Source organism: Novosphingobium sp. (assembly GCF_025351285.1).
Classification (GTDB): Bacteria; Pseudomonadota; Alphaproteobacteria; order Sphingomonadales; family Sphingomonadaceae; genus Novosphingobium.
Map to the genome: position 1 here is coordinate 1 of NZ_JANXWG010000072.1, position 2,969 is coordinate 2,969.

Genomic DNA, 2,969 nt, shown 5'->3' on the forward strand with positions numbered 1-2,969 from the left:
CGTCACCAGCACGCGAAACAGCGAATCCTCGGTGAAATCGGGGAACGGGTGGCTGCGCAAGGTCAGCACCTCCTCGCGCACCGGGTTGCCCACGCAGCGGACCTTGCCCCACAGCTTGGGATCGAGCCGGTCGACCGCGTGGTAAGCGGTGCCGATCACGTCCACGCGCTTGGCGAGCAGGCGGTTGACCCGGCCCAGCACCGCGTTCTGTTCGTGGATCAGCGTAGGGATTTTCGCGGACCGCGCCGCAAGCAGCGCCGGTAACGCAGGATAGCCGCCGAAGCCAACCACCGCGCTGGGCTGGAAACTTTCGAACAGCCGCAGCGCCATTCGCCGTCCCTGCCAGATCGCGGCAAGGCCCTTGAGCGCGGTGAGCGGATTGCTGTCGATGCGGCCCGCCGGCAGCACATGCGCGGTCAAAGATTCGGGCTTGCCGGGGATCTTTGCACCCCGCGCATCGGTGACCAGCGCCACGTGATGCCCGCGCGCTTCAAGTTCAACCGCCAGCGCAAAAGCCGGGATCAGGTGTCCGCCGGTGCCCCCGGCCGCCAGCACGAAATGGCGTGAGACGCGGGTCATCGGCGGAGCTGCTCCTTCAAGGGAAACGCCTCGCGCGTCAGGTACGGATTGCGCCGCGTGATCGCCAGCAGGAAGCCCACGCCCACCAACAGCGCGATCGTGGACGACCCGCCATAGCTGATCAGCGGCAGCGTCATGCCCTTCGACGGGAACAGTTGCAGGTTGACCAGGATGTTGATGAACGCCTGCCCGACCAGTTGCGCAGTCAGCCCGGCACCGGCCAGAATCGTGAATAGATCGTCCTCGTCGATCAGCCGCAGCAGCACCCGCACCGCGATCGCGCAGTACAGCATGACCACGATCGCGCAGACCACCAGCCCGAATTCCTCGCCGATCACCGAAAAGATGTAGTCGGTGTGCGCTTCGGGCAGCGCCATCTTCCGCGTGCCCAGCCACAGCCCGGCGCCGTTCCAGCCGCCGCTGACCAACGTGCGCATGGCGAGATCGACCTGGTCGAACTCCGCTCCGCCCGACAGGAACGCATCGATGCGGTGCTGCGCGTTCGGGTAGAACAAGTATGCCGCGATCACCAACGCCACGAGCGCCGCACCGACCGCGCCGATCCGCGCCGGAGAGAGGCCCGCCAGCAGCGCCAGCACGAACCACACCGCGCAGAACAGCATCGTCGCGCCGAAATCGGGCTGCAACATCAGCAGCACGGAAATAAGCCCCAGCAGCACCAGCGACAGCGAGATCACCGGCAGGTTGGGATCGCGCACCCGCCAGCTCAGGATCCAGGCCGCCGCCACTGCAAACGCGGGCTTGAGGAATTCGGACGGCTGGAGGCTGACGCCGATCCACAGCCAGCGTTTCGCGCCCTTCACCTCGCTGCCCACCAGCGGCACCAGCAGCAGCCCCACCACCATCGCCGCGCACAGCACGATCGCCAACCGTCGTGCCGCCTGCTTGGGCAGCAGCGAAACCACGAACATCGCGATCAGCCCAAGCCCCAGGAACCGCAAATGCAGCCAGAAGAAATAGAGATCGCCCAGCGTCTTCTTGTCGGTCGACAGCCGGTGCGCGCTGGCGGGAGACGCGGCGGCCACCGCGATCACCCCGATCGCCACCAGCGACAGCACCATCGCCAGCAGCCAGCGGTCGATCTCGCGCCACCAGATCAGCAATTCCCCGCGGCGCGATCGGCGGAACCGCGAGACCGGCACGGGCAGCCGCACGCTGCCTTCATCGCCGTGACCATGGCCATAGGCGTGCTGCGCGGCGAACTTTCCGGATGGGCTGGTGTCGCGCTTCACGGCTGCGCTTCTCCCTGACGCTCTGTTCTTTCGGCGATCAACGCCATGACCATGTCGCGGAACGCATCGCCCCGCGCTTCGAAATCGCGGAACTGGTCGAAGCTGGCGCAAGCAGGTGACAGCATCACCACGTCACCCGGCTGCGCCGCGTCCATCGCCTGCCGCACCGCTTCGCACAGCATTTCGCTGCGCATGACCGGCACGCGCGGTTCGAGCAGTTCGGCAAAACGCGGCCCCGCCTCGCCGATCGTGTAAGCGGCCGCAACATGACCGAGCCAGGGCGTGCACTCGTCGAGATCATCGGCCTTGGGCAGACCTCCCACGATCCAGTGGATGCGCGGGAAAGCGCCCAAAGCGGGCGCAGTGGAAGCGGCATTGGTGGCCTTGCTGTCGTTGACGAACAGCACGCCGTTGTGTGTCGCCACCCGCTCCATGCGATGCGGCAGGCCGACAAAGCTCGCCAGCGCGGGGCGCCATTGCGCTTCGGTGATGCCGAGCTGTTCGACCATGGCGATCGCGATCGCCGCATTCTGGAGGTTGTGCGGGCCTTGCAGCGAGGGCCAGTCGGCCTGGCCCGTCAGCGCGCCCGGATCGACGATCCGGACTTGCGGCCCGTCGTCCCGATCTGCGGTTTCCCGGGCAATCCGCAAGGTATCCTCATCGCCCGCGCCGAACACCGCGTGCTGCCCGACGTGCTGCATCCCCGGCAGCCGTGCCTTCGACGCGGCATAGCCCTCATAGCCGTTGTAGCGATCGAGGTGATCGGGGCTGAGATTGATCAGCGCCGACACATCGGGCGCCAGCGAATAGGTCAGATCGATCTGGTAGCTCGACAGTTCTAGCACGTAGACGCCAGCGCCGGCGGCGTTGGGCTGGAGCGGGTCCTGCCCCATGATCGGCAGCCCGATGTTGCCGCCCATCAGCGCATTCCGCCCGGCCGAAACGCAGATGTGGTACACCAGCGCGGTGGTTGTCGATTTGCCGTTGGTGCCGGTGATCGCCACCACCTTGTGCTCGGGCAGGCTGGCCCGCGCCAGCGCGAACAGCTCGATATCGCCGATGATCGGCACGCCGGCGCGCGCGGCATGATCGGCGATCGGGTGGCGGTTGATCGGCACGCCGGGCGAGACGACAACG

Annotated in this window: 3 protein-coding genes; all 3 read right to left on the reverse strand. The window is 66.9% G+C overall.

The window, feature by feature from the left end; translation table 11 throughout:
* The coding region (locus Q0R16_RS08740) for a glycosyltransferase (protein ID WP_295635117.1) at positions 1–579 on the reverse strand (579 nt) is incomplete at its 3' end.
* On the reverse strand, positions 576–1,754 hold the full coding sequence (locus tag Q0R16_RS08745; protein WP_295635123.1) for an FtsW/RodA/SpoVE family cell cycle protein: 1,179 nt from the start codon (positions 1,752–1,754) through the stop codon (positions 576–578). The genes Q0R16_RS08740 and Q0R16_RS08745, both read right to left, overlap by 4 nt.
* 74 nt (positions 1,755–1,828) lie before the next feature.
* Positions 1,829–2,969, reverse strand: a 1,141-nt coding sequence (gene murD / locus Q0R16_RS08750; protein WP_295635120.1) for a UDP-N-acetylmuramoyl-L-alanine--D-glutamate ligase, incomplete at its 5' end; no start/stop codon positions are given.